This window comes from Pseudomonas sp. P5_A12 (genome assembly GCF_056400685.1).
On the sequence record NZ_JBFUKU010000076.1, the window covers coordinates 1 to 22123 of the forward strand.

A 22123-nucleotide genomic window follows, 5' to 3' on the forward strand; every position below is an offset into this window, starting at 1 on the left:
GTTGCATGGGTTCTTTACTTGCATCGAGGCGTGTGGCGAATTGCTAAATGTGCATGTGCCGGTGACGCAGTTGCGCAATGAACTGCCGAACCGTTTGGTGGTTTTAGGCTAAGCCGCAACCCAATCCCCGTACCAGCGGCCGAAGCCTGCGTCCGGCTGCGAAGCAGTCTTTAATTCACGCGCTGCGGTCTTACAGTAAAACCAAGAATCCCGGTTTTACGACTGCTTCGCAGCCGGACGCAGGCTTCGCCAGCTGCTACGGGGATTGGGTTGCGGCTTAGCCTAAAACCACCAAACGGTTCGGCAGTTCATTGCGCACCTGCGTCACCGGCACATGCACTTTGAGCAATTCGCCACACGCCTCGATGCACGTCACGAACCCTTGCAACGTCTGACCCTGCTTCACCTGCTGGGTAAATGCCGCCACAATCGCGTCCCAGTTCTTGTTGTCCAGCCGTTTGGAAATCCCCTCATCCACCAGGATCTCCACATAGCGCTCCGCCTCGCAGACAAAAATCAGCATCCCGGTGCTGCCGACCGTGTGGTGCAGGTTCTGCTCCAGGAATTGCCGGCGCGCCAGGTTTGAGGCGCGCCAATGCCGCACCGAGCGCGGGACCAGGTGGGTGGTGACTTTCGGAAGGCGGAACACCAGGCACAGCACGATAAAGGTGATCCATTGCACCAGCAGCAAACTGTGCAGGGTCAACCAGCCGGTCAGGTAATGCACGATCCCCGGCACCATCAGCGCCAGCAGGCTGGCCCACAGCAGCGGGATATATGCATAATCGTCGGCGCGAGCGGCAAGCACAGTCACCAGTTCTGCGTCGGTATCACGCTCGACCCGGGCAATCGCCTCGGCGACTTTGCGTTGTTCGTGTTCAGTCAGTAACGCCATGTTTAAAAGTGCCTGCTCATTATTGTTATCACCAGCCGCCCGACGAACCGCCGCCCCCGAAACTGCCCCCGCCGCCGCTGAAGCCCCCGCCCCCACCGCCACCACCAAAACCACCGCCGCCAAAACCACCGCTCGAACCGCCCGAGCCTCCTCGGCCGGCCGGCAGTATCCCGAGCATCTGCAAGACAAAAAACGTCAGGATGAACAGCATCACCAGAAACACAAAAACGCCGGGATGGCGCGCCATGAAGTCGCTGTCCTCGTCACCTCGCGGTTCATAGACCGTCGACGGTTCATCCAGCGGACTGCCGCCCAACACCACCAGCATCGCCGCAACCCCGTCGCTGATGCCTTTGCTGAAGTTGCCGGATTTGAACGCGGGTGTGATCACCTGATTGATGATCACCGAACTTTGCGCGTCGGTCAGGCGGTCTTCGAGGCCATACCCGACTTCGATGCGCAATTTACGCTCATCACGCGCGACGATCAGCAGTGCGCCGTTGTTTTTATCTTTCTGACCGATGCCCCAGGCGCGCCCCAGTTGGTAGCCAAAATCCGCGATATCGGTGCCTTGCAAGTCCGGCAGCGTGACCACCACCAACTGCTCGCCGGTGGCGGTTTCATGGGCCATAAGTTGCTGGGTCAGCTGCTCGCGCACCGACGGCTCGATCATCTGGGCGTTATCGACCACCCGTCCGGTCAGTGGCGGAAACTTCAACTCGGCCTGGGCCGTCAGGGCAACCACCCAGAGCACCAGCATCAACCCCACTTTCAACACGCGCATTGGCAACCTCATCCGTGGTGACGCTTCAGCCGATCAAAATTTCACTTCGGGCGCCTTATTGGCATCCGGCGTGGTCGCCTCGAAGGTTTCGCGGATTGGTAAATCGCTGTACATCACCGCGTGCCACAGGCGACCGGGAAAGGTACGGATTTCGGTGTTGTATTTCTGCACCGCGAGGATGAAATCACGCCGTGCCACGGCGATGCGGTTCTCGGTGCCTTCAAGTTGCGACTGCAAGGCGAGGAAGTTCTGGTTGGCCTTGAGGTCCGGATAACGCTCGGACACCACCATCAACCGGCTCAGGGCACCGGTCAGTTGATCCTGGGCCTGCTGGAACTGCTTGAGTTTTTCCGGGTTATCCAGGGTCTTGGCGTCCACTTGAATCGACGTTGCCTTGGCCCGCGCTTCGATCACTGCGGTCAGGGTTTCTTCTTCATGTCTGGCGTAGCCTTTGACGGTTTCCACCAGGTTGGGGATCAGGTCGGCGCGGCGCTGGTACTGGTTCTGTACCTGGCCCCACGCGGCCTTGGCCTGCTCGTCGAGGGTCGGAATCGTGTTGATGCCACAACCCGCGAGCAATGTGGTCAGCAACATCAAGGCTGCAACCTGCAGGCTTGAGCGATAGTGGTGTCTTGCACTCATCTGGGTCACTCCCTGGCACATTCCATTGAAAAACAACCTGTACCCTTCTGACCGGGTACTTGGGGCATAATCTGCCGCCGCCACTGGATTGCATCGAGCCAATGGGCTAAAAGATGCCCCCAGCGCTGCGCAAGTGTGCATGCATTTACCTGAACAACAATAGTCGCTCCCTAACTTTTGGCTGACCGGTGCTAATTCGCGGCCGTTTAGGCTTTTGAGAAAAACATTCATGAAGAAGCTGTGTTTGCTGGGCCTGTTCGTCAGCCTGGCCAGTCATAACGTATTGGCCGCCACGACGCCCGCACCTCTAGAGAACAAGGACGCCTTCATCAACAACCTGATGAAGCAGATGACCCTCGATGAAAAGATCGGCCAGTTGCGCCTGATCAGCATCGGCCCGGAAATGCCACGCGAGCTGATCCGCAAGGAAATCGCGGCCGGCAACATCGGCGGCACGTTCAACTCGATCACACGCCCGGAAAACCGTCCGATGCAGGACGCGGCCATGCGCAGCCGACTGAAGATCCCGATGTTCTTCGCCTATGACGTGATCCACGGCCACCGCACCATTTTCCCGATCCCGCTGGCCCTGGCTTCGAGCTGGGACATGGACGCCATCGGCCTGTCCGGGCGCATTGCCGCCAAGGAAGCCTCATCGGACGGCGTCGACCTCACCTTCGCGCCGATGGTCGACATCTCACGCGACCCGCGCTGGGGCCGTACGTCCGAAGGCTTCGGTGAAGACACGTACCTGGTGTCGCGCATTGCCGGCGTCATGGTCAAAGCCTTCCAGGGCACCGGTGCCAACGCAGCGGACAGCATCATGTCCAGCGTCAAACACTTTGCCTTGTACGGCGCGGTCGAGGGCGGTCGCGACTACAACGTGGTCGACATGAGCCCGGTCAAAATGTACCAGGACTACCTGCCCCCTTACCGCGCGGCGATAGACGCCGGTGCCGGCGGGGTGATGGTTGCCTTGAACTCGATCAACGGCGTGCCGGCCACTGCCAACACTTGGCTGATGAACGACCTGTTGCGCAAGGAATGGGGCTTCAAGGGCCTGGCCGTCAGTGACCACGGAGCGATTTTCGAGCTGATCAAGCACGGCGTTGCCAGTGATGGTCGCGAAGCCGCGAAGCTGGCGATCAAGGCCGGCATCGACATGAGCATGAACGACACCCTGTACGGCAAAGAGCTGCCGGGGCTGTTGAAGGCGGGCGAAATCGAGCAAAGCGACATCGACAACGCCGTGCGTGAAGTGCTCGTCGCCAAGTACGACATGGGCCTGTTCAAGGACCCATATCTGCGCATCGGCAAGGCTGAAGATGATCCGGCCGACACCAACGCCGACAGCCGTCTGCACCGCGCCGAGGCCCGCGATGTCGCGCGCCGCAGCATGGTGTTGCTGAAGAACCAGAACGAAACCCTGCCGCTGAAGAAAAACGCAAAAATCGCCCTGGTCGGCCCGCTGGCCAAAGCGCCTATCGACATGATGGGCAGCTGGGCTGCTAATGGCAGACCGGCGCAATCGGTGACCCTGTTCGACGGTATGACCAACGCACTGGGCGCGCAATCGACGCTGATCTACGCCCGCGGCGCCAACATCACCAGCGACAAGAAGATTACGGATTACCTGAACTTCCTCAACTTCGACGCCCTGGAAGTGGTGGATGATCCTCGTCCAGCCAACGTGATGATCGACGAAGCGGTGAAAGCAGCCAAAGACGCTGACATCGTAGTGGCAGCGGTGGGCGAGTCCCGTGGCATGTCCCACGAATCCTCGAGCCGCACGGACATCAACATTCCGCAAAACCAGCGTGAACTGATCCGCGCCTTGAAAGCCACCGGCAAACCGCTGGTGCTGGTGTTGATGAACGGCCGTCCGCTGTCGATTCTCGAAGAGAAAGAACAAGCTGACGCGATTCTGGAAACCTGGTTCACCGGCACCGAAGGCGGCAACGCCATCGCCGACGTGCTGTTCGGCGACTACAACCCGTCGGGCAAACTGCCGATCAGCATCCCGCGCTCGGTGGGTCAGATTCCGACCTACTACAACCACCTGAGCATTGGCCGGCCGTTCACGCCGGGTAAACCGGGCAACTACACCTCGCAGTATCTGGATGACACCACCGGTCCCCTGTTCCCGTTCGGCTTCGGTCTGAGCTACACCGACTTCAGCCTGAGCGGCATGGCCCTGTCGTCGACCACGCTGAACAAGACCGGCAAGCTCGACGCCAGCATCACGGTGACAAACACCGGCAAGCGTGACGGCGAAACCGTGGTGCAGTTGTACATCCAGGACGTGACCGGCTCGATGATCCGACCGCTCAAAGAACTGAAGAACTTCCAGAAAGTCATGCTCAAGGCCGGCGAACAGAAAGTCCTGCACTTCACCATCACCGAAGACGATCTGAAGTTCTACAACAACCAGCTCAAATACGCTGCCGAGCCGGGCAAGTTCAACGTACAGATCGGCTTGGACTCCCAGGACGTGACACAGCAGAGCTTTGAATTGCTGTAACCTCCGAAACACCGCAACTGATCGTTCCCACGCTCCGCGTGGGAATGCAGCCCGTGACGTTGCGCGTCACTGGACGCGGAGCGTCCCCAGAGGCATTCCCACGCAGAGCGTGGGAACGATCTAACGGCTATCGGCGGCCATCCAGCAGATTCACCACCAGCCGATCCACCCATCCCCAGACCCGTTGCTTGACCCGCCGCCACAGCGGTCGGCGTTGCCAAGCCTCCAGGCTGACTTCCTGGCTCTGCGCAAAGTCGCGCTCGAAACTCCCCGCTACGGCCCGCGTCAGCCCTGGGTCCAGCGCTTCAAGGTTGGCTTCCAGGTTAAAGCGCAAATTCCAGTGATCGAAATTGCATGAGCCGATGCTCACCCAGTCATCGATCAAGACCATTTTCAGGTGCAGGAAACACGGCTGGTATTCAAAAATCTTCACGCCGGCCTTGAGCAGTCGTGGGTAATAGCGATGCCCGGCGTAGCGCACCGATGGGTGATCGGTGCGCGGCCCGGTCAGCAGCAGGCGCACATCGACACCTCGACTGGCTGCACGCCGCAGTGAGCGGCGGACTCTCCAGGTCGGCAGGAAATACGGGGTCGCCAACCAGATTCGTTGTTGGCCGCTGTTCAACGCGCGAACCAGCGATTGCAGAATGTCGCGGTGCTGGCGGGCGTCCGCATAGGCCACCCGACCCATGCCCTCCCCCATGGACGGAACCCGTGGCAGGCGCGGCAAGCCGAAATGCGCGGCGGGTTTCCAGGCACGTCGATGGCGGTTGGCGATCCATTGGCGGTCGAACAGCAACTGCCAGTCAATGACCAAAGGCCCGGTGATTTCCACCATCACCTCGTGCCATTCGCTGGTGTCTTCACCCGGCGTCCAGAACTCATCGGTGACGCCCGTGCCGCCGACCACCGCCAGGCTTTGATCCACCAGCAACAGCTTGCGGTGATCGCGGTAGAAGTTGCCGATCCAACGCCGCCAGTTCAGGCGATTGTAGAAACGCAGTTCGACCCCGGCCGCCATCAGGCGCTGACGCAAGGCCAGCGTAAACGCCAGGCTGCCATAGTCATCGAACAGGCAGCGCACGCGCACACCGCGTTCAGCCGCCGAAACCAATGCTTGCACCATGGCTTCGGCGCAGGCGCCCGCCTCCACTAGATACAGCTCCAGTTCGACCTGTTCTTCGGCGCGGGCAATTGCTACCAGCATTCGCGGGAAGAACTGCGGACCGTCGATCAGCAGTTCAAAATGGTTACCTTCACGCCAGGGAAAGATTGCGCCGGCCATGTCAGCGCGCCGTGAAAATCAGTACCGCACCCACCGGCACCGACAAACTGATGGCCGACAAACCGGCGACCTTGCGCAACGCTTCCAGCCCGGGAGCCAAATCGAAGTCTTCAGCATTGATGACCAGCGGCTCAAGCGTTACCACCTGAAAACGTCGATCGTCGAGACGCGTCGCCAGCAGTTCGGCGTTGTAGGCGTGTTGCTTGCCATGCAGGTTGACGGTCAGCGGCAAGCGCAACTCCAACTGCGCGCCAGGCGCGAGGTCGTTGATGGGACGCAGATCAATCTGTGCGGTGATCAACGCTTCGGGGAAGTTCTGGATCTCGAACAGCGTCTTGCGCATACGTTCATCGCGCAATGGGATGCCGCTGCTGACCGACTCCAGCTCGACTTCCACCTCGGCCAGGCCATTGGCGTCGACTTTGCCATGCAGCACCAGAAAACGCTGCACTTCGGAAATGTTGGCGTTTTTGGTGCTGATGAACGACAGCCGCGAAGACTCGCCATCCAGATACCAATCGGCATGAGCCGACAGCGTGGCGCCGGCCAACAGCAGGATCGCGAGGGTTTTGCGCAGGGAACGGTTGAACATAGAGACTCGTGGACAGATGAACCGGTGCTGAACCTTAACCGTCCGTGAGCAAGATGCAAACCTGTAGCAGCTGGCGAAGCCTGCGTCGGCCGGTCCGCGCTCGGGCGAAGCAGCCGTAAGTTCTGCGTGCGCGGTCTTCCTGAAACACCGCGGTGCCTGATTTCACGACTGCTTCGCAGCCGAACGCAGGCTTCGCCAGCTGCTACGGGGTCAGGCGACAGCCTTGGCGTTCGCCGAGCCACGCGGCGCTGTTGCTGCGGCCCATGCCGCTGACCGTCACGCGTTTGTTGGCGGCGTCATCGACAAAGCGGCTGGTGGGCAGCCATTGCTTCACGTAACCACGGCAATATTCGGCGTCGTTGTTCATCACATACCGGCACGAGCAATACTCCTTGGCGGTGTAGGCGCTGATGATGTCGGGGAAGGCCCACAGCGCGGCCCGCTCCTGCCAGACCCACCCGAGCAAGGCGATCAGCAGCATCAACAGCAACGTGCTGAACGGTCGGCGACGAACAAAACCGCGGCGATTCATGGCTGCACCTTTTGCGCAAAAGCCTTGAGCGCGATTTTGAGCAAATCGTTGTGCTGGTAGCTGCCGTCGCGATCATCGCCATAGCGCACGATCACCAGGTGTTCACTGGGGATCACATACATCGCCTGGCCCCAATGGCCCAGCGCCGCGAAAGTATCGGCGGGGGCATCGGGCCAGGGTTGTGCCGCCCCTTCCACCGCGCGGTTGAGCCACCATTGACCACCGGGCACGGCGTCATCCTGATGGGCTTGATAGTGGGCGAATGGTTCGCGATTGAAGGCGACCCAGTCTTTGGGCAGCAGTTGGCGATCCTGCCAGCGCCCGTCGCGGGCCATCAACAAACCGACTCGCGCCAGATCCCGAGCCGTGAGGTAAGCGTAAGACGAAGCGACGTAGGTGCCCGTGGCATCGGTCTCCCAAACGGCATGTCGAATGCCCAAAGGCTCGAACAGCGCGGTCCATGGATAGTCCGGATAACGTGCCGGACCGACGATGTTTTTCAGCGCGGCGGACAGCAGATTGCTGTCACCGCTGGAGTACCGAAAGGCCTGACCGGGCCTGGCGTACTCGGCGTGATCGGCTGTAAAGGCGGCCATGTCCTGATGTCCACGGGTGTAGAGCATGGCCACCACCGAGGACTTTAACGGCGCGTATTCGTAATCTTCCTGCCAGTCCAGCCCCGAGGCCCAGTGCAACAGGTCGGCCATGGTCACAGCGGGGTGTTTTTGCATCGGTGGATAAAACGTCTGCACCGGGTCCTGGAGCTTGAACAGGCCTTCGCCATACGCCATACCCAGAATCGCGGCCATGAGGCTTTTACTGATGGACCACGTCAGGTGTGGCGTGTCGGCGGTGGTCGGGCCGGCGTAGTGTTCGTAGATCAACTGACCGTCGCGGATCACCAGCAAGGCGTCTGTGCGAATGCCTTTGCGGGTGCTGTCGTCGCGGGGTGGGAAAGCGTAGGTTTCCAGGGCCTGGAGCGCTGGCCCCGTGACGGTCGGACCGGACGTCCATTGCTCGGCCGGCCAGTTTTCGGCGTGGGCCGTGAGGCTGAGCAGCAGCATGACAATCAGGGACAAGCCTTTGAACATGGATTGGGCTCGGGAGGAATAACTCGCTGAGCCTAGTCGAGGTTGATGACAGTTTTGGAGTTTGTGTTGCCCTTGAGGCCGCCATCGTCGGAACGCCGCCCGGAGCCGGCTCGCTCCCACAGGGGAATGCATTTCAACATGTGGGAGCGAGCCTGCTCGCGAAGGGGCCAGTCAGATCGCTGCCAACGCTTTGACCAACCGCTTACCTCTGGCCCCCGCCGCCAGATCCATCACCAGCCGATCACGCTGCCACATCGCCGCCCAATGCGGCGGCCCATCGGCCAGCACCTGATCAATCTCGACCTTGAGCCCCTCGAACTGGGCAAACAACCCACCCAGCAATACATGCCCGGCCGGATTGTTTGGTGCCTGGCGGCTGACTTCCGCGCACCCGGCCAGCAGCGCCAGTAACCGCAGTTGCAAGGCTTGCGGCCAGTCGCAGTCCTGACCAATGCCATACAGCCACGCGGTCATGGCGCTCAATACGTACACATCTTCAAGGGTGCGGAACGGTTTGACGTAAGCATCCCAACCATCCCCCGCCAATAATTCGCACAAGGCATTGTCGAGAAACAGCCGGCCATGGCTGATGTCCGGTATCAGCGCGATGGCCGGGAGTTTTTCCAGACGCACGCCCGGTTCATCGGGATAGACCACCGCCAGGCTCAGGCGCGCCGCCTCGCCGGGCGCTTCACTACGGGCGGCGATCAACAGCCATTCGGCGGCATCACCGGCGGTGACGAAATCCTTGCGCCCGCTCAGGTGCAAATTGGTGAGGCGAGTTTGCATGTCTGCCGGCCGCAGGCTGCGCTGTTCGGTTGCGCACAATGCGCCGAGGCTCAGCGGGGCACTCGGCCAGAGCATCCGCAATGCCGCCTGATACCCCACCAGAAACGCCAGCCCCGGCGTGGCCATCTGGCGCGCGCCCGCCACCGCCAACTCGAACGGCGTCACCGGGCCCAATTGATCCAGCAAGGTCGCGAATCCTTCTGCCAGGTCCGGGTTGGCGGGCAGGCGTTCGCGGCGCTTCAACAGGGTTTGCCAGGGCATAAGAGGCTCCTCGTGGGCTGTCATATAAGCATCACCAAAGCTTAATGGCGATGACACTGGGGCTACATAGCCTGACGTTGCACAAAACGGCTACATAAAGAAAGTCGAACCGCTGTAACCCACGTCAGGTGAGCAGCCCGCAAGGAGATTTGCAATGACTCAGATCGCCCGCATCAGCGACACCGGCAACGACCGCCGCCTGCAAGCCGAACGACTGATCGGCAGCGCCGCCTTGCAGGAAGCTCAGGCCTTGCGCTTCAACGTGTTCAGCGGCGAATTCAACGCCAGGCTGAAGGGCGCCGAGCTGGGTCTGGACATGGATGACTATGATATTCACTGCGCCCACATCGGCGTACGTGACTTGAACACCGGTCGTCTGGTGGCGACCACCCGTTTGCTCGACCACACGGCGGCCAGCAGCCTGGGCAAGTTCTACAGCGAAGAAGAATTCAGCCTGCACGGCCTGGTGCACCTCAAAGGTCCGATCCTGGAAATCGGCCGTACCTGTGTCGACCCGGCCTACCGTAACGGCGGCACCATCGCCGTGCTCTGGGGTGAACTGGCCGAGGTGTTAAATCAGGGCGGCTACAGCTATTTGATGGGGTGCGCGAGCATTCCGATGCAGGACGGCGGTATACAGGCCCACGCGATCATGCAGCGCCTGCGCGAACGCTATCTGTGCACCGAACACCTGCGCGCCGAGCCGAAAAAACCGCTGCCGACCCTGGATATCCCCTCCAACGTCATCGCCGAAATGCCGCCGCTGCTCAAGGCCTACATGCGCCTTGGCGCGAAAATCTGCGGCGAGCCGTGCTGGGACGAAGACTTCCAGGTCGCCGACGTGTTCATCCTGCTCAAGCGCGAGGAGCTTTGCCCGCGTTACGCCAAGCACTTCAAGGCGGCCATGTGATGAGCCGCTTGCGGGTGTACGCGCGAATTGCGCGAGTGCTGGTGGTGGTCGCACTGGGTTTGAGCATGGCCAGTGTGTTCGGATTGTTCGAGCGCATGGGCATCGCCCACTCGATGGTCCGCCGCCAGCGCTGGTCGCGATTTTTCATGGCACGGTTGAGCAATGCCCTGCCCTTCCACGTCACCGTGCATGGCGAGTTGCCCAAGCAACCGATGCTCTGGGTCAGCAATCATGTGTCCTGGACCGACATCCCGTTGCTGGGCATGCTCACGCCGCTGTCGTTTCTGTCCAAGGCCGAAGTGCGCACCTGGCCGGTGGCGGGCTGGTTGGCGGCCAAGGCCGGCAGTCTGTTTATCCGTCGAGGCTCGGGCGACAGTCAGTTGATCCGCAAACAAATGACCCGCCACCTGGAACAGGCCCATCCCCTGCTGATGTTCCCGGAAGGCACCACCACCGATGGCCGTTCGTTGCGCACGTTTCATGGACGCTTGCTGTCGGCGGCGATTGATTCAGAGGTGCCGCTGCAACCGGTGGCGATTCGTTACCTGCGCGATGGCGAGCTTGATTCGCTGGCACCGTTTATTGGTGACGATGATCTGCTCTCGCACTTGATGCGCTTGTTTGCCAATGACCGAGGGAATGTGGAGATTCATCTGCTCAAGCCGATTGCTTGCGAAGGCCGGGAGCGTGCGGCGCTGGCGTTTGAGGCGCAGCAAGCGGTGCAGAAAGCGTTGTTTGGGGCAATTCCGGAAAAACAGCAAGTCCCGATGCGTCCCGCAATTGCAGCATAAACACACATCCCCTGTAGGAGCGGGCTTGCTCGCGAATGCGGTGTATCAGTCAACATTAATGCTGAATGACACACTGCCTTCGCGAGCAAGTCGAATCGTCGCACCGCCGCTCCCACATTAGATCTGCTTTGTTTGGGCAAATGTCTGAAGCTGTGGATAGAAAAGCCTGAAATCCTCACTCAACGGCTCATACAACACCCGCAACTCCTGCATCGCCCCCGCCAGTTCCTCAGGCCGGGTCAACCGTCGCGAAATCCCCCGCAGCACCTGCTCCAGCACCTCAAACTCCCGGTAGGAACCCAACCAGTCATTTGCCACCATGTGCGGTGCGATCTTCGCCAGGCGCTCGGGCAATTGCGGCTCGGCCGTCAGTACCCGGTACACATCAGCGGTGAACAGCTCCAGTGGCCGGTCGGCGTACAGCATCCAGTCCCGTGCCAGGCAGTGGTCGAAAAACACGTCGAGCACGATCCCGGCGTAACGCCGACGAGTGGTGGAAAACCGCGACAACGAAACATCCACCAACGGGTGGCGGTCGGTAAACACGTCGATGCTGCGATGCAACTGGATGGCCGCCTCAATCTCCGGATCGTATTGCCCTTGAAGCCGTCCTTTGACGAAATCGCCATACAGACTGCCGAGCAATTGACCGGGACGCTGGCCACCGAGGTGAAGATGTGCGAGATAGTTCATGGGCGCAGCTTAGCACTGCACCTGTGTTTCTTTACACTAACGTATCGTTATAACCCGATATACCGATTTATGCGGTCGTCAGAGCAAAATCATATTGGTATATCGCGAAATACCGATTTAAAGTTCGCCTCATCGCGATATAGCGTTTTACTCATCACGAGCTACCAAGCCATGAACCTCGACCTCGACGAAATAATAAAAGCCCTGGCACACCCAGTACGGCGAGAAATCCTGCACTGGCTCAAAAACCCGGACGTCGAATTCCCTGACCAGTCCCACAGTAACGAGCACGGTGTTTGTGCCGGGCAGATCGATCAACGTTGCGGTTTGTCGCAGTCCACGGTGTCCGCGCATCTGGCGACCCTGCAACGCGCCGGCCTGATCAGCAGCCGCAAAGTCGGCCAGTGGCATTTTTTCAAACGTAATGAGGAAACCATTCAGGAATTCCTCAAGACCTTCAGCAAAGAGCTCTGACCCTTAACGTCAGTCAGCCGACAAGGAATCAACAATGCCCCTCTCGCTCCTCATTCTGGCCTTGAGCGCCTTCGCCATTGGCACCACCGAGTTCGTCATCATGGGCCTGCTGCCCGATGTGGCGGCGGACCTCGGTGTGTCGATCCCCGGCGCCGGCTGGTTGGTGACCGGTTACGCCCTGGGCGTGGCCATCGGTGCGCCGTTCATGGCACTGGCCACCGCCCGGTTGCCGCGCAAGGCTGCACTGGTTGCGTTGATGGGTATTTTCATCATTGGCAATTTGCTCTGCGCCCTGGCCAGTGACTACAACGTGTTGATGTTTGCACGAGTCGTCACGGCCCTCTGCCACGGTGCCTTCTTCGGTATCGGTTCGGTGGTGGCGGCAGGCCTGGTGCCGGCCAACAAACGCGCTTCGGCCGTGGCCTTGATGTTCACCGGCCTGACCCTGGCCAACGTGCTCGGCGTTCCACTGGGCACCGCGCTCGGTCAACAAGCCGGCTGGCGTTCGACCTTCTGGGCCGTGACCGTGATTGGCGTGATCGCCCTGATTGGCCTGATCCGCTTCCTGCCGGCCAAGCGCGATGAAGAAAAACTCGACATGCGCGCCGAATTGGCCGCACTCAAGGGCGCCGGGATCTGGTTGTCCCTGAGCATGACCGCGCTGTTCGCCGCCTCGGTCTTCACCTTGTTCACCTACGTCGCGCCGCTGTTGGGCGAAGTCACGGGTGTCTCGCCGCGCGGCGTGACCTGGACCCTGATGCTCATCGGCCTGGGCCTGACGGTCGGCAACATCATCGGCGGCAAACTGGCGGACAAAGGCATGGCCGCGACGCTGATCGGCGTGTTCATCAGCATGGCCGTGGTGTCCACCGTATTGACGTGGACCAGCGTCGCGCTGATCCCGACTGAAATCACCCTGTTCCTCTGGGCGACCGCGTGTTTTGCCGCCGTCCCTGCCCTGCAAGTGAACGTAGTGACCTTTGGCAAAGCGGCACCAAACCTGGTGTCGACCCTGAACATCGGCGCTTTCAACATCGGCAACGCACTCGGTGCCTGGGTCGGCGGCAGCGTCATCGCCCACGGCTACGGCCTGACCAGCGTGCCCCTCGCGGCCGCTGCACTGGCAGTGCTCGCCCTGCTGGTGACCCTGATTACTTTCCGTCAGAGCGGTAATCCCGAACTGGCTGCTACTAACTGATCTCAAAAAGAGAGTTATTTCATGACGACTATTTTCGATCCGATCAAACTGGGCGACATCGAGTTGGCCAACCGCATCATCATGGCGCCGCTGACCCGCTGCCGCGCCGACGAAGGCCGCGTACCGAACGCGCTGATGGCCGAGTACTACGTGCAGCGCGCTTCCGCTGGCCTGATCCTCAGCGAAGCCACGTCGGTCACGCCGATGGGCGTCGGCTACCCGGACACCCCGGGCATCTGGTCCAACGACCAGGTACGCGGCTGGGCTAACGTGACCAAAGCCATCCACGGCGCGGGCGGCAAGATATTCCTGCAACTGTGGCACGTCGGCCGGGTTTCTCACACCTCGTACCTGAACGGCGAAGCGCCGGTCGCACCGAGCGCAATCCAGCCAAAAGGTCACGTCAGCCTGGTTCGCCCATTGGCGGATTACCCAACCCCGCGCGCTCTGGAAACCGCTGAAATCGCCGACATCATCGACGCCTACCGCACCGGTGCCGAGAATGCCAAGGCCGCGGGTTTTGACGGTGTGGAAATCCATGGCGCCAACGGTTACCTGCTCGACCAGTTCCTGCAAAGCAGCACCAACCAGCGCACCGACCACTACGGCGGCTCCCTGGAAAACCGTGCGCGTCTGCTGCTGGAAGTGACCGACGCTGCCATCGAAGTCTGGGGCGCTGGCCGCGTCGGTGTGCACCTGGCACCGCGCGCCGACTCCCATGACATGGGCGACGACAACCTCGCTGAAACCTTCACCTACGTCGCTCGCGAACTGGGCAAGCGTGGCATCGCTTTCATCTGCTCGCGTGAAAAAGAAGCCGGCGACAGCCTTGGCCCACAATTAAAAGAAGCCTTCGGCGGCCCCTACATCGCCAACGAGCGCTTCACCAAGGACAGCGCCAATGCCTGGCTGGCCAATGGCAAGGCCGATGCGGTCGCCTTCGGCGTGCCGTTCATTGCCAACCCGGACTTGCCTGCACGTTTGAAGGCCGATGCGCCGTTGAACGAAGCGCGTCCGGAATTGTTCTACGGCAAAGGTCCGGTGGGTTACATCGATTACCCTGTGATGTAAGCGTCAAACACTGAAATGCAAAAAAGCCCCGACTCCTGAGAGCCGGGGCTTTTTCTGTTTTCACTTGGAGTGTTCACACCCAAGACACAAATTTACTACAAATTACGTAGCTCGCTACCTGTCATCCTGGCGAGCGTGCGGTTATAAAAGCAACCCATGGAATAAGGTGCCTGCTTTGACAGTTGCAACAAGTGAAACCAATTACGCTTTTTGTTTCATTTGCGCAGGCTTGGGCTCAAGCGCAGCATGTCCAGCCCCGCCTCTACCCAACGCTCGGCGTCGATGTGCAATTGAAAACTGTCGGGCGCCAGTAGCCACTGGTAGAGGATGCCATCGACATACGCATGCAGGCTGATGGCCGCGCGCGTGGTGTCGAGGTCTTCGGGCATTTGGCCCCGATTCACGGCATTACTCAGGGCCAGGGCGATTCGCACATTGCAATCCAGACTGACCGTTCGGCGCTGTTGACGCAGGTCGCACATTTCATCGGTGAATTCGCACTTATGAAACAAAATCTCATTTATGCGTCGGGTTTTCGGGTCCAGAGCAACTTGATGAAACAAATGAATCAGCAGCTTGCGCATGCAGCCGAGCGGATCGAGTTCATCTTCGCTTTCACTGGCCCTGGCCATTTCATCCAGCGGCTCATGCAAGGTATCGAGCATGGCCTGCACCAGATCGGCCTTGTTGCTGAAATGCCAATAGATAGCACCGCGTGTCACACCGGCCAAGGTAGCGATGTCCGCCAAAGTCGTACGCGCCACGCCCCTTTCATAAAAGGCTTTCTCTGCCGCTTCGAGTATCTGGCTGCGGGTTTCTTGAGCTTCCTCTTTGGTACGACGGACCATGGCAGTAAAACCTCAATCAGGATGCTTCAGCGATGTCTGAACATCAGCTGAATAAAAGTGGAGCGAGCGCTCTTGGGCGCCGTCCCCGTCTTACAATTCAATCCCTTGAACGGCTTTTGTAGCGAAGTGGGTACGCAGCCTAGGTGTTTACAAACAACCATGAACGTAAGTATATTCCTTAGCAAGCTACTTATCCACTCAGCACCCCATTTTTACCTTTCCACCTTTCTCGTGCGCATTGTGCGCGCCTGACCCGAGGATTTTCATGCAATTCAAGCCAGCTGTTACCGCTCTGGTCACTGCCGTCGCCTTGGCATCGCTGCTCAGCGGATGCAAAAAGGAAGAAGCCGCACCAGCCGCACCGCCTCCTCAGGTCGGCGTTGTTACCCTGCAAGCTCAAGCCTTCACCCTGACATCCGACCTGCCGGGTCGTACCAGCGCCTACCGCATCGCCGAAGTTCGCCCTCAGGTGAACGGCATCATTCTCAAGCGCATGTTCAAGGAAGGCGGCGACGTTAAACTTGGCCAGCAGCTATATCAGATCGATTCGTCGGTCTATGACGCTACGTTGAAAAGTGCGGAAGCCAACCTGCAACAGACCAAGTCGATCTCCGACCGCTACAAGCAACTGGTCGCCGAACAAGCGGTGAGCCGTCAGGAATACGACACCGCCGTGGCCAACCGGATGCAATCGGAAGCCGCCCTGCAAACCGCCCAGATCAATGTGCGCTACACCAAGGTTTATGCACCGCTGACTGGTCGTATCGGTCGCTCCAACGTGACAGAAGGCGCGCTGGTGACCAGCGGCCAGGCTGATCCGATGGCGGTGATCCAGCAAATCGACCCGATCTATGTCGACGTGACCCAGTCCTCGGTGGAATTGCTGCAACTGCGCCGCGAACTGGAAAGCGGTCGTCTGCAAAAGGCTGGCGATAACTCGGCAGCGGTCAAGCTGACCCTCGAAGACGGCAGCCAGTACAAGCTGGACGGCAAGCTTGAGTTCTCCGAAATCTCGGTGGACCAGACCACCGGTTCCGTCACCCTGCGCGCCGTGTTCCCGAACCCCGAGCACACCCTGCTGCCGGGCATGTTCGTTCACGCTCAATTGCAGGCCGGTGTGAACGCAGCTGCGATTCTGGCGCCGCAACAAGGCGTGACCCGTGACCTTAAAGGCACGCCGACAGCACTGGTCGTCGGTCCTGACAACAAGGTCGAACTGCGCCATCTCAAGGCCAACCGCACTGTCGGTAGTCAATGGTTGATCGAGGACGGCCTGAAGGCAGGCGATCGCCTGATCACCGAAGGGCTGCAATTCGTCAAGCCTGGCATCGAAGTCAAAGCCACTGAAGCGACTAACGTTGGCGCAAAAAACCCGGCCCCCGCACAGGCAGCTGACAAAGCTTCCAGCGGCAAAGGGGAGTAACCCATGTCGAAATTTTTTATCGACCGTCCGATTTTCGCCTGGGTAATAGCCCTGGTGATCATGTTGGTCGGGGCTCTATCGATCCTCAAGCTGCCGATCAACCAATACCCGAGCATTGCACCTCCGGCGATCGCCATTTCCGTGGCCTACCCGGGTGCTTCGGCACAGACGGTACAGGACACCGTGGTGCAGGTGATCGAGCAACAGCTCAACGGCATCGACCACTTGCGTTATGTGTCCTCGGAAAGTAACTCCGACGGCACCATGACCATCACCGCGACCTTCGAGCAAGGTACCAACTCCGATACCGCGCAGGTTCAGGTCCAGAACAAGCTGAACCTGGCCACCCCGTTGCTGCCGCAAGAAGTGCAGCAGCAAGGTATCCGCGTCACCAAGGCGGTGAAGAACTTCCTGTTAGTGATCGGCGTGGTCTCGCGTGACGGCAGCATGACCAAGGACGACCTGTCGAACTACATCGTGTCGAACATGCAGGACCCGATTTCGCGGACGGCCGGTGTCGGTGACTTCCAGGTATTCGGCTCGCAGTACGCCATGCGTATCTGGCTCGACCCGGCCAAGTTGAACAACTACAACCTGACCCCGATCGATGTCAAAACCGCCATCGCCGCACAGAACGTCCAGGTGTCGTCCGGCCAGCTTGGCGGCTTGCCTGCCCTGCCCGACACACAGCTGAACGCCACGATCATCGGCAAGACCCGCCTGCAGACCGCTGAGCAATTCAATAAAATCCTGCTCAAGGTCAACAAGGACGGTTCTCAGGTTCGTTTGAAAGATGTCGCTGACGTCGGTCTGGGTGGTGAAAACTACAGCATCAACGCCCAGTTCAACGGCGCCCCGGCTTCCGGTCTGGCGGTGAAGCTGGCCACTGGCGCCAACGCCCTGGATACCGCAACAGCCCTGCGCAAGACCATCGACAGCCTCAAGCCGTTCTTCCCGGAAGGGATGGAAGTGGTGTTCCCGTATGACACCACTCCAGTGGTGACCGAATCGATCAAAGGCGTGGTTCACACCTTGGTCGAAGCGGTTGCACTGGTGTTCCTGGTGATGTTCCTGTTCCTGCAAAACTTCCGCGCCACCATCATCACCACGATGACCGTGCCGGTGGTATTGCTGGGTACGTTCGGCATCCTCGCCGCCGCCGGTTTCAGCATCAACACCCTGACCATGTTCGGTATGGTTCTGGCCATCGGCTTGTTGGTGGATGACGCCATCGTTGTGGTGGAAAACGTCGAACGGGTGATGAGCGAAGAAGGCCTGTCGCCCAAGGAAGCCACCAAGAAATCCATGGGCCAGATCCAGGGTGCATTGGTGGGTATCGCCCTGGTGCTGTCCGCGGTTCTGCTGCCAATGGCGTTTTTCAGCGGCTCCACTGGTGTGATCTACAAGCAGTTTTCGATCACCATCGTCTCGGCCATGGCCTTGTCGGTACTGGTTGCCCTGATCTTCACGCCGGCGCTCTGCGCCACCATGCTCAAGCCCATTCCCAAGGGTGAGCACGGCGTACCCAAGCGAGGCTTCTTCGGCTGGTTCAACCGCAACTTCGACCGGGGCGTCAAAAGCTACGAGCGCGGCGTGGGCAGCATGCTCGCGCACAAGGCGCCGTACCTGCTGGCCTACCTCATCATCATTGTCGGCATGATCTGGCTGTTCACCCGTATCCCGACCGCATTCTTGCCGGAAGAAGATCAGGGCGTACTGTTCGCCCAAGTGCAGACGCCGGCCGGTTCGACGTCCCAGCGCACCCAGGTGGTCGTGGACGAGATGCGTGAATTCCTGTTACGTCCGAGCAAGGATGGCGGTGAAGGCGATGCGGTGAACTCGGTGTTTACCGTGACTGGCTTCAACTTCGCCGGTCGTGGTCAGAGCTCGGGTATGGCGTTCATCATGCTCCGCCCATGGGACGAACGTAACGCCGACAACAACGTGTTCAAGGTCGCAGCCCGTGCCCAGCAGCACTTCTTCACCTTCCGTGATGCCATGGTGTTTGCCTTCGCGCCACCGGCGGTACTGGAACTGGGTAACGCCACCGGTTTCGACGTGTTCCTTCAGGACCGTGCCGGTATCGGTCACGAAAAACTGATGCAAGCCCGCAACCAGTTCCTCGGCATGGCCGCGCAAAGCAAGATTCTGACTCAGGTGCGTCCGAACGGCCTGAACGACGAACCGCAATACCAACTGGAGATCGATGACGAGAAGGCCAGTGCCCTGGGCATCACCATCGCCGACATCAACAACACCCTGTCGATCGCGCTGGGCAGTAGCTACGTCAACGACTTCATCGACCGCGGTCGAGTGAAGAAGGTTTACGTACAAGGCCAGCCTGGCTCGCGCATGAGCCCTGAAGACCTGAAGAAGTGGTATGTGCGCAACAGCGCCGGCACCATGGTTCCGTTTACGGCGTTTGCCAAGGGTGAATGGATTTACGGCTCGCCGAAGCTGGCCCGTTACAACGGCGTCGAAGCGATGGAAATCCTCGGCTCCCCGGCGCCGGGCTACTCCACTGGCGAAGCCATGGCCGAAGTCGAAGCCCTTGCCGCCAAACTGCCGGCGGGTGTGGGTATTTCCTGGACCGGCCTGTCGTACGAGGAACGGTTGTCCGGTTCGCAAGCGCCAGCGCTGTATGCGTTGTCGCTGCTGATGGTGTTCCTGTGCCTGGCGGCGCTGTATGAAAGCTGGTCGATTCCGATTGCGGTGATGCTGGTGGTGCCTTTGGGGATCATCGGTGCACTGATGGCGACCAGCCTGCGTGGCCTGTCCAACGACGTGTATTTCCAGGTGGGCCTGTTGACGACCATCGGCCTGGCGGCGAAAAACGCCATTCTGATTGTCGAATTTGCAAAGGAACTGCATGAGCAAGGGCGCAGCCTGCGCGAAGCAGCGATTGAAGCCAGCCGGATGCGTTTGCGACCGATCATCATGACCTCGCTCGCCTTCGTCCTTGGCGTGGTGCCACTGGCCATTTCCACCGGTGCAGGTTCGGGTAGCCAGCATGCCATCGGCACTGGAGTGATTGGCGGTATGATCACCGCCACCGTTCTGGCGATCTTCTGGGTCCCACTGTTCTTCGTCACTGTGTCGTCCATCGGTCAACGCAAAATCGTCGACCCGGATGACGCCACTGAAACTCCTAAAGAGGCTGGCCAATGAGCAAGTCGCTACTTTCCCTAGCCATCGCCGCGTTTGTGCTGGGTGGTTGCTCGCTGATACCCGATTATCAGCAGCCTGCGGCACCGGTGGCGGGCCAATACCCGCAGGGCCCGGCGTACTCGCCGACCCAGGCGCCGAGCCAGGCTGCTGCGGAGCAAGGCTGGAAGCAGTTTTTCCATGACCCGGCACTGCAACAGCTGATTCAGGTGGCCCTGGAAAACAACCGTGACCTGCGTGTCGCGGCGCTGAACATCGATGCGTTCGCGGCTCAATACCGCATCCAGCGTGCTGACTTGTTCCCGGCCGTATCGGCCAATGGCAACGGCAACCGCCAGCGCGTTCCGGCAAACTCTTCGCAGACCGGCCAGTCAGGTATCGTCAGTGCCTACTCGGCCACGGTCGGTATCAGTGCCTATGAACTCGATATGTTTGGTCGGGTTCGCAGCCTCAGCGAAGCAGCGCTGCAACAGTACTTCGCTACTGAAGAAGGTCGACGCAGCACACAGATCAGCCTGGTAGCCAGCGTGGCCAACGCCTACATGGCTTGGCAAGCCGACAAGGAACTGCTGAAAGTCACCCAGGACACCCTCGGTGCGTTCGAGGAGAGCTACAAGCTCACCGCGCGCAGTGCCGAAGTCGGTGTGGCGTCGGCGCTGGACGTCGCCCAGTCGCGCACCTCAGTGGAAAACGCACGGGCGCAACTGGCGAAGTACACCCGCCAGGTCGCTCAGGATGAGAACAGTCTGGTGCTGCTGCTCGGCACCGGCATCCCGGCCAACCTGCAAGCTGCCAAGCCGCTGTCTGACGATTTGCTCAGCGACGTGCCAGCCGGCCTGCCATCGGACCTGCTGCAACGTCGTCCGGACATTCTCCAGGCGGAATACAACCTCAAGGCCGCCAACGCCAACATCGGCGCGGCACGGGCTGCGTTCTTCCCGAGCATCAGCCTGACAGCCAACGCCGGCACCCTGAGCCCGGATTTGTCCGGTCTGTTCAAGGGTGGTTCGGGTACCTGGTTGTTCCAGCCGCAGATCAACTTGCCAATCTTCAACGCCGGCAGCCTGCGCGCCAGCCTGGATTACTCGAAAATCCAGAAAGACATCGGCGTGGCGAACTACGAGAAGTCCATTCAAACGGCCTTCCAGGAAGTCGCCGATGGGCTGGCTGCCCGCCGAACCTACACCGACCAGTTGCAGGCGCAGCGTGACTTCGTCACCGCCAACCAGGAATACTACCGCCTGGCCCAGCGTCGTTACCTCATTGGTGTCGACAGCAACCTGACCTTCCTCGATGCCCAGCGTCAGCTGTTCAACGCCCAACAAGTGCTGATCACCGACCGTCTGGCGCAACTGGTCAGCGCGGTCAACCTGTACAAGGCACTGGGTGGTGGCTGGAACGAGCAGACCGCCAAGGTCGAACCGCTAAATGAAGAAGCGCCGAAGATGAAGTTGTTCTGATCGCGCGGTGAACACAATGAAGCCCACCTTTTGGTGGGCTTTTTGTTGGCTGCGGGAAAAGGTGGGATGACTGGGCGGTCCTCATCGTCGGAACAGACAACACAAATCCCTCGCCCAACTTTTCGTTCGATAATCGCCCAGAACCCGCTTTCGCTAATTGAACTATCTAGTACATTCCCCGCACCATCCGTCGCACAAGACCAACAACATCAGGTTCACCCCTATGCCTCCGCACCCTGCCCTGTCCGGCTGATTCCGCTGCGTTTAATCAATCCGTTCTTTTGACTGCAACCCGACGTTGCGGCAGCGCCCTGTTTCATCCCCAACAATTAGAGAGACCCAAGCCCATGACGCCTTCCACCGCGCAGTATTTCTTCCCTGGCCTGATTGCCATTGCTGTGGCCTCTGCGGCCCTCCCCGCCCAGGCGGAGGAATCAGGTTTTGTCGAAGGCGCCAAGGCCACGCTCAACCTGCGTAACTTCTATATCAACCGCAATTTCACCAACCCGACCAACCCTCAAAGCAAGGCCGAGGAGTGGACCCAGAGCTTCATCCTCGACACCAAGTCCGGGTTCACTCAAGGTCCGGTGGGTTTTGGCGTCGATGCGCTGGGCCTGTTGTCGATCAAACTTGATGGCGGTAAAGGCACGCGCGGCACCGGGCTGCTGCCGATTGGCAGCGACGGCGACCCAGTCGAT

The 22123-nt window shown here is 59.9% G+C and carries 20 protein-coding genes and 1 pseudogene; 11 read left to right on the plus strand and 10 right to left on the minus strand.

Annotated elements, in window-relative coordinates; all coding sequences use genetic code 11:
- A pseudogene (locus AC1DSG_RS13015) lies at window positions 1-112 on the plus strand (TPM domain-containing protein); the annotation flags it as partial.
- A gap of 165 nt (window positions 113-277) precedes the next feature.
- Here the strand turns inward: AC1DSG_RS13015 and AC1DSG_RS13020 are convergent.
- Genes AC1DSG_RS13020 through AC1DSG_RS13030 form a run of 3 tightly spaced genes read right to left on the minus strand, consistent with a single transcriptional unit; the run spans window position 278 to window position 2321 of the window.
- Window positions 278-895 carry a TPM domain-containing protein gene (locus AC1DSG_RS13020; protein WP_477791240.1) on the minus strand — a complete coding sequence of 206 codons (618 nt, stop codon included), beginning with the start codon at window positions 893-895 and terminating at the stop codon, window positions 278-280.
- A 28-nt stretch (window positions 896-923) separates the two neighbouring features.
- On the minus strand, window positions 924-1679 hold the full coding sequence (locus AC1DSG_RS13025; RefSeq protein WP_477791241.1) for a TPM domain-containing protein: 756 nt from the start codon (window positions 1677-1679) through the stop codon (window positions 924-926).
- Between the two features lie 33 nt (window positions 1680-1712).
- Window positions 1713-2321, minus strand: coding sequence for a LemA family protein (locus tag AC1DSG_RS13030; protein WP_477791242.1), 609 nt, complete (start codon window positions 2319-2321; stop codon window positions 1713-1715).
- A gap of 229 nt (window positions 2322-2550) precedes the next feature.
- Here AC1DSG_RS13030 and bglX point away from each other — a divergent pair, with 229 nt between their 5' ends.
- A complete protein-coding gene (gene bglX, locus AC1DSG_RS13035) occupies window positions 2551-4842 on the plus strand; it encodes a beta-glucosidase BglX (RefSeq protein WP_477791243.1) in 2292 nt (763 codons plus the stop codon).
- A 127-nt stretch (window positions 4843-4969) separates the two neighbouring features.
- Here bglX and AC1DSG_RS13040 read toward each other — a convergent pair whose 3' ends face one another.
- The 5 genes from AC1DSG_RS13040 to AC1DSG_RS13060 all read right to left on the minus strand — a co-directional run bounded on the left by AC1DSG_RS13040 (window position 4970) and on the right by AC1DSG_RS13060 (window position 9392).
- Entirely contained in the window at window positions 4970-6127 is a 1158-nt protein-coding gene (locus tag AC1DSG_RS13040) for a phospholipase D-like domain-containing protein (RefSeq protein WP_477791244.1), read from the minus strand.
- 1 nt (window position 6128) lies between these two features.
- Complete coding sequence (locus AC1DSG_RS13045) at window positions 6129-6719, minus strand: YceI family protein (protein WP_477791245.1); 591 nt, start codon at window positions 6717-6719, stop codon at window positions 6129-6131.
- A gap of 202 nt (window positions 6720-6921) precedes the next feature.
- Window positions 6922-7251, minus strand: a complete 330-nt coding sequence (locus AC1DSG_RS13050; RefSeq protein ID WP_477791246.1) for an amidase — start codon at window positions 7249-7251, stop codon at window positions 6922-6924.
- Complete coding sequence (locus AC1DSG_RS13055) at window positions 7248-8342, minus strand: serine hydrolase domain-containing protein (protein WP_477791247.1); 1095 nt, start codon at window positions 8340-8342, stop codon at window positions 7248-7250. Before AC1DSG_RS13055 ends, AC1DSG_RS13050 begins: the two co-directional genes overlap by 4 nt.
- Window positions 8343-8513: 171 nt before the next feature.
- The gene (locus AC1DSG_RS13060; protein ID WP_477791248.1) at window positions 8514-9392 is read right to left on the minus strand and encodes an acyl-CoA dehydrogenase middle domain-containing protein; all 879 of its coding nucleotides are present in this window, start codon (window positions 9390-9392) and stop codon (window positions 8514-8516) included.
- Window positions 9393-9546: 154 nt separating this feature from the next.
- Here AC1DSG_RS13060 and olsB point away from each other — a divergent pair, with 154 nt between their 5' ends.
- Window positions 9547-10302 (plus strand): L-ornithine N(alpha)-acyltransferase, encoded by a 756-nt coding sequence (gene olsB, locus AC1DSG_RS13065; RefSeq protein WP_477791249.1) that lies wholly within the window; start codon window positions 9547-9549, stop codon window positions 10300-10302.
- The gene (locus tag AC1DSG_RS13070; protein WP_477791250.1) at window positions 10302-11093 is read left to right on the plus strand and encodes a lysophospholipid acyltransferase family protein; all 792 of its coding nucleotides are present in this window, start codon (window positions 10302-10304) and stop codon (window positions 11091-11093) included. The genes olsB and AC1DSG_RS13070 overlap by 1 nt, the downstream gene beginning before the upstream one ends.
- Before the next feature lie 117 nt (window positions 11094-11210).
- Here the strand turns inward: AC1DSG_RS13070 and AC1DSG_RS13075 are convergent, their stop codons facing one another.
- Window positions 11211-11786: an acyl carrier protein phosphodiesterase gene (locus tag AC1DSG_RS13075; RefSeq protein WP_477791251.1), complete on the minus strand. Its 576-nt coding sequence runs from the start codon at window positions 11784-11786 to the stop codon at window positions 11211-11213.
- A gap of 171 nt (window positions 11787-11957) precedes the next feature.
- Here AC1DSG_RS13075 and AC1DSG_RS13080 point away from each other — a divergent pair, with 171 nt between their 5' ends.
- From AC1DSG_RS13080 to AC1DSG_RS13090, 3 genes are read left to right on the plus strand one after another with little or no spacing between them, the layout of a single operon-like run.
- Window positions 11958-12260 (plus strand): ArsR/SmtB family transcription factor, encoded by a 303-nt coding sequence (locus tag AC1DSG_RS13080; RefSeq protein WP_150782171.1) that lies wholly within the window; start codon window positions 11958-11960, stop codon window positions 12258-12260.
- Window positions 12261-12294: 34 nt separating this feature from the next.
- Window positions 12295-13458, plus strand: a complete 1164-nt coding sequence (locus tag AC1DSG_RS13085; protein ID WP_477791252.1) for an MFS transporter — start codon at window positions 12295-12297, stop codon at window positions 13456-13458.
- A gap of 21 nt (window positions 13459-13479) precedes the next feature.
- Window positions 13480-14529: an alkene reductase gene (locus tag AC1DSG_RS13090; RefSeq protein WP_477791253.1), complete on the plus strand. Its 1050-nt coding sequence runs from the start codon at window positions 13480-13482 to the stop codon at window positions 14527-14529.
- 215 nt (window positions 14530-14744) lie between these two features.
- On the opposite strand, the gene emhR is transcribed toward AC1DSG_RS13090, so the two are convergent.
- Window positions 14745-15377: an efflux system transcriptional repressor EmhR gene (gene emhR / locus AC1DSG_RS13095; protein WP_477791254.1), complete on the minus strand. Its 633-nt coding sequence runs from the start codon at window positions 15375-15377 to the stop codon at window positions 14745-14747.
- Window positions 15378-15642: 265 nt separating this feature from the next.
- On the opposite strand from emhR, the gene AC1DSG_RS13100 reads away from it, so the two are divergent.
- From AC1DSG_RS13100 to AC1DSG_RS13115, 4 genes are all read left to right on the plus strand, one after another.
- Window positions 15643-16800 carry an efflux RND transporter periplasmic adaptor subunit gene (locus tag AC1DSG_RS13100; protein ID WP_477791255.1) on the plus strand — a complete coding sequence of 386 codons (1158 nt, stop codon included), beginning with the start codon at window positions 15643-15645 and terminating at the stop codon, window positions 16798-16800.
- A 3-nt stretch (window positions 16801-16803) separates the two neighbouring features.
- Window positions 16804-19968, plus strand: a complete 3165-nt coding sequence (gene emhB / locus AC1DSG_RS13105; protein ID WP_477791256.1) for an efflux RND transporter permease subunit EmhB — start codon at window positions 16804-16806, stop codon at window positions 19966-19968.
- The gene (emhC, locus tag AC1DSG_RS13110) at window positions 19965-21425 is read left to right on the plus strand and encodes an efflux RND transporter outer membrane subunit EmhC (protein WP_477791257.1); all 1461 of its coding nucleotides are present in this window, start codon (window positions 19965-19967) and stop codon (window positions 21423-21425) included. Before emhB ends, emhC begins: the two co-directional genes overlap by 4 nt.
- A gap of 347 nt (window positions 21426-21772) precedes the next feature.
- On the plus strand, window positions 21773-22123 hold a 351-nt coding region (locus AC1DSG_RS13115), incomplete at its 3' end, for an OprD family outer membrane porin (RefSeq protein WP_477791258.1).

Coding starts and splice junctions, on each gene's coding strand:
- AC1DSG_RS13025 (WP_477791241.1), bottom strand. CDS start 1,679: ATGCGCGTGTTGAAAGTGGGGTTGATGCTGGTGCTCTGGGTGGTTGCC.
- AC1DSG_RS13030 (WP_477791242.1), bottom strand. CDS start 2,321: ATGAGTGCAAGACACCACTATCGCTCAAGCCTGCAGGTTGCAGCCTTG.
- AC1DSG_RS13070 (WP_477791250.1), top strand. CDS start 10,302: ATGAGCCGCTTGCGGGTGTACGCGCGAATTGCGCGAGTGCTGGTGGTG.
- emhB (WP_477791256.1), top strand. CDS start 16,804: ATGTCGAAATTTTTTATCGACCGTCCGATTTTCGCCTGGGTAATAGCC.
- AC1DSG_RS13055 (WP_477791247.1), bottom strand. CDS start 8,342: ATGTTCAAAGGCTTGTCCCTGATTGTCATGCTGCTGCTCAGCCTCACG.
- AC1DSG_RS13020 (WP_477791240.1), bottom strand. CDS start 895: ATGGCGTTACTGACTGAACACGAACAACGCAAAGTCGCCGAGGCGATT.
- olsB (WP_477791249.1), top strand. CDS start 9,547: ATGACTCAGATCGCCCGCATCAGCGACACCGGCAACGACCGCCGCCTG.
- AC1DSG_RS13045 (WP_477791245.1), bottom strand. CDS start 6,719: ATGTTCAACCGTTCCCTGCGCAAAACCCTCGCGATCCTGCTGTTGGCC.
- AC1DSG_RS13075 (WP_477791251.1), bottom strand. CDS start 11,786: ATGAACTATCTCGCACATCTTCACCTCGGTGGCCAGCGTCCCGGTCAA.
- AC1DSG_RS13050 (WP_477791246.1), bottom strand. CDS start 7,251: ATGAATCGCCGCGGTTTTGTTCGTCGCCGACCGTTCAGCACGTTGCTG.
- AC1DSG_RS13100 (WP_477791255.1), top strand. CDS start 15,643: ATGCAATTCAAGCCAGCTGTTACCGCTCTGGTCACTGCCGTCGCCTTG.
- bglX (WP_477791243.1), top strand. CDS start 2,551: ATGAAGAAGCTGTGTTTGCTGGGCCTGTTCGTCAGCCTGGCCAGTCAT.
- emhC (WP_477791257.1), top strand. CDS start 19,965: ATGAGCAAGTCGCTACTTTCCCTAGCCATCGCCGCGTTTGTGCTGGGT.
- AC1DSG_RS13085 (WP_477791252.1), top strand. CDS start 12,295: ATGCCCCTCTCGCTCCTCATTCTGGCCTTGAGCGCCTTCGCCATTGGC.
- AC1DSG_RS13060 (WP_477791248.1), bottom strand. CDS start 9,392: ATGCCCTGGCAAACCCTGTTGAAGCGCCGCGAACGCCTGCCCGCCAAC.
- emhR (WP_477791254.1), bottom strand. CDS start 15,377: ATGGTCCGTCGTACCAAAGAGGAAGCTCAAGAAACCCGCAGCCAGATA.
- AC1DSG_RS13040 (WP_477791244.1), bottom strand. CDS start 6,127: ATGGCCGGCGCAATCTTTCCCTGGCGTGAAGGTAACCATTTTGAACTG.
- AC1DSG_RS13080 (WP_150782171.1), top strand. CDS start 11,958: ATGAACCTCGACCTCGACGAAATAATAAAAGCCCTGGCACACCCAGTA.
- AC1DSG_RS13090 (WP_477791253.1), top strand. CDS start 13,480: ATGACGACTATTTTCGATCCGATCAAACTGGGCGACATCGAGTTGGCC.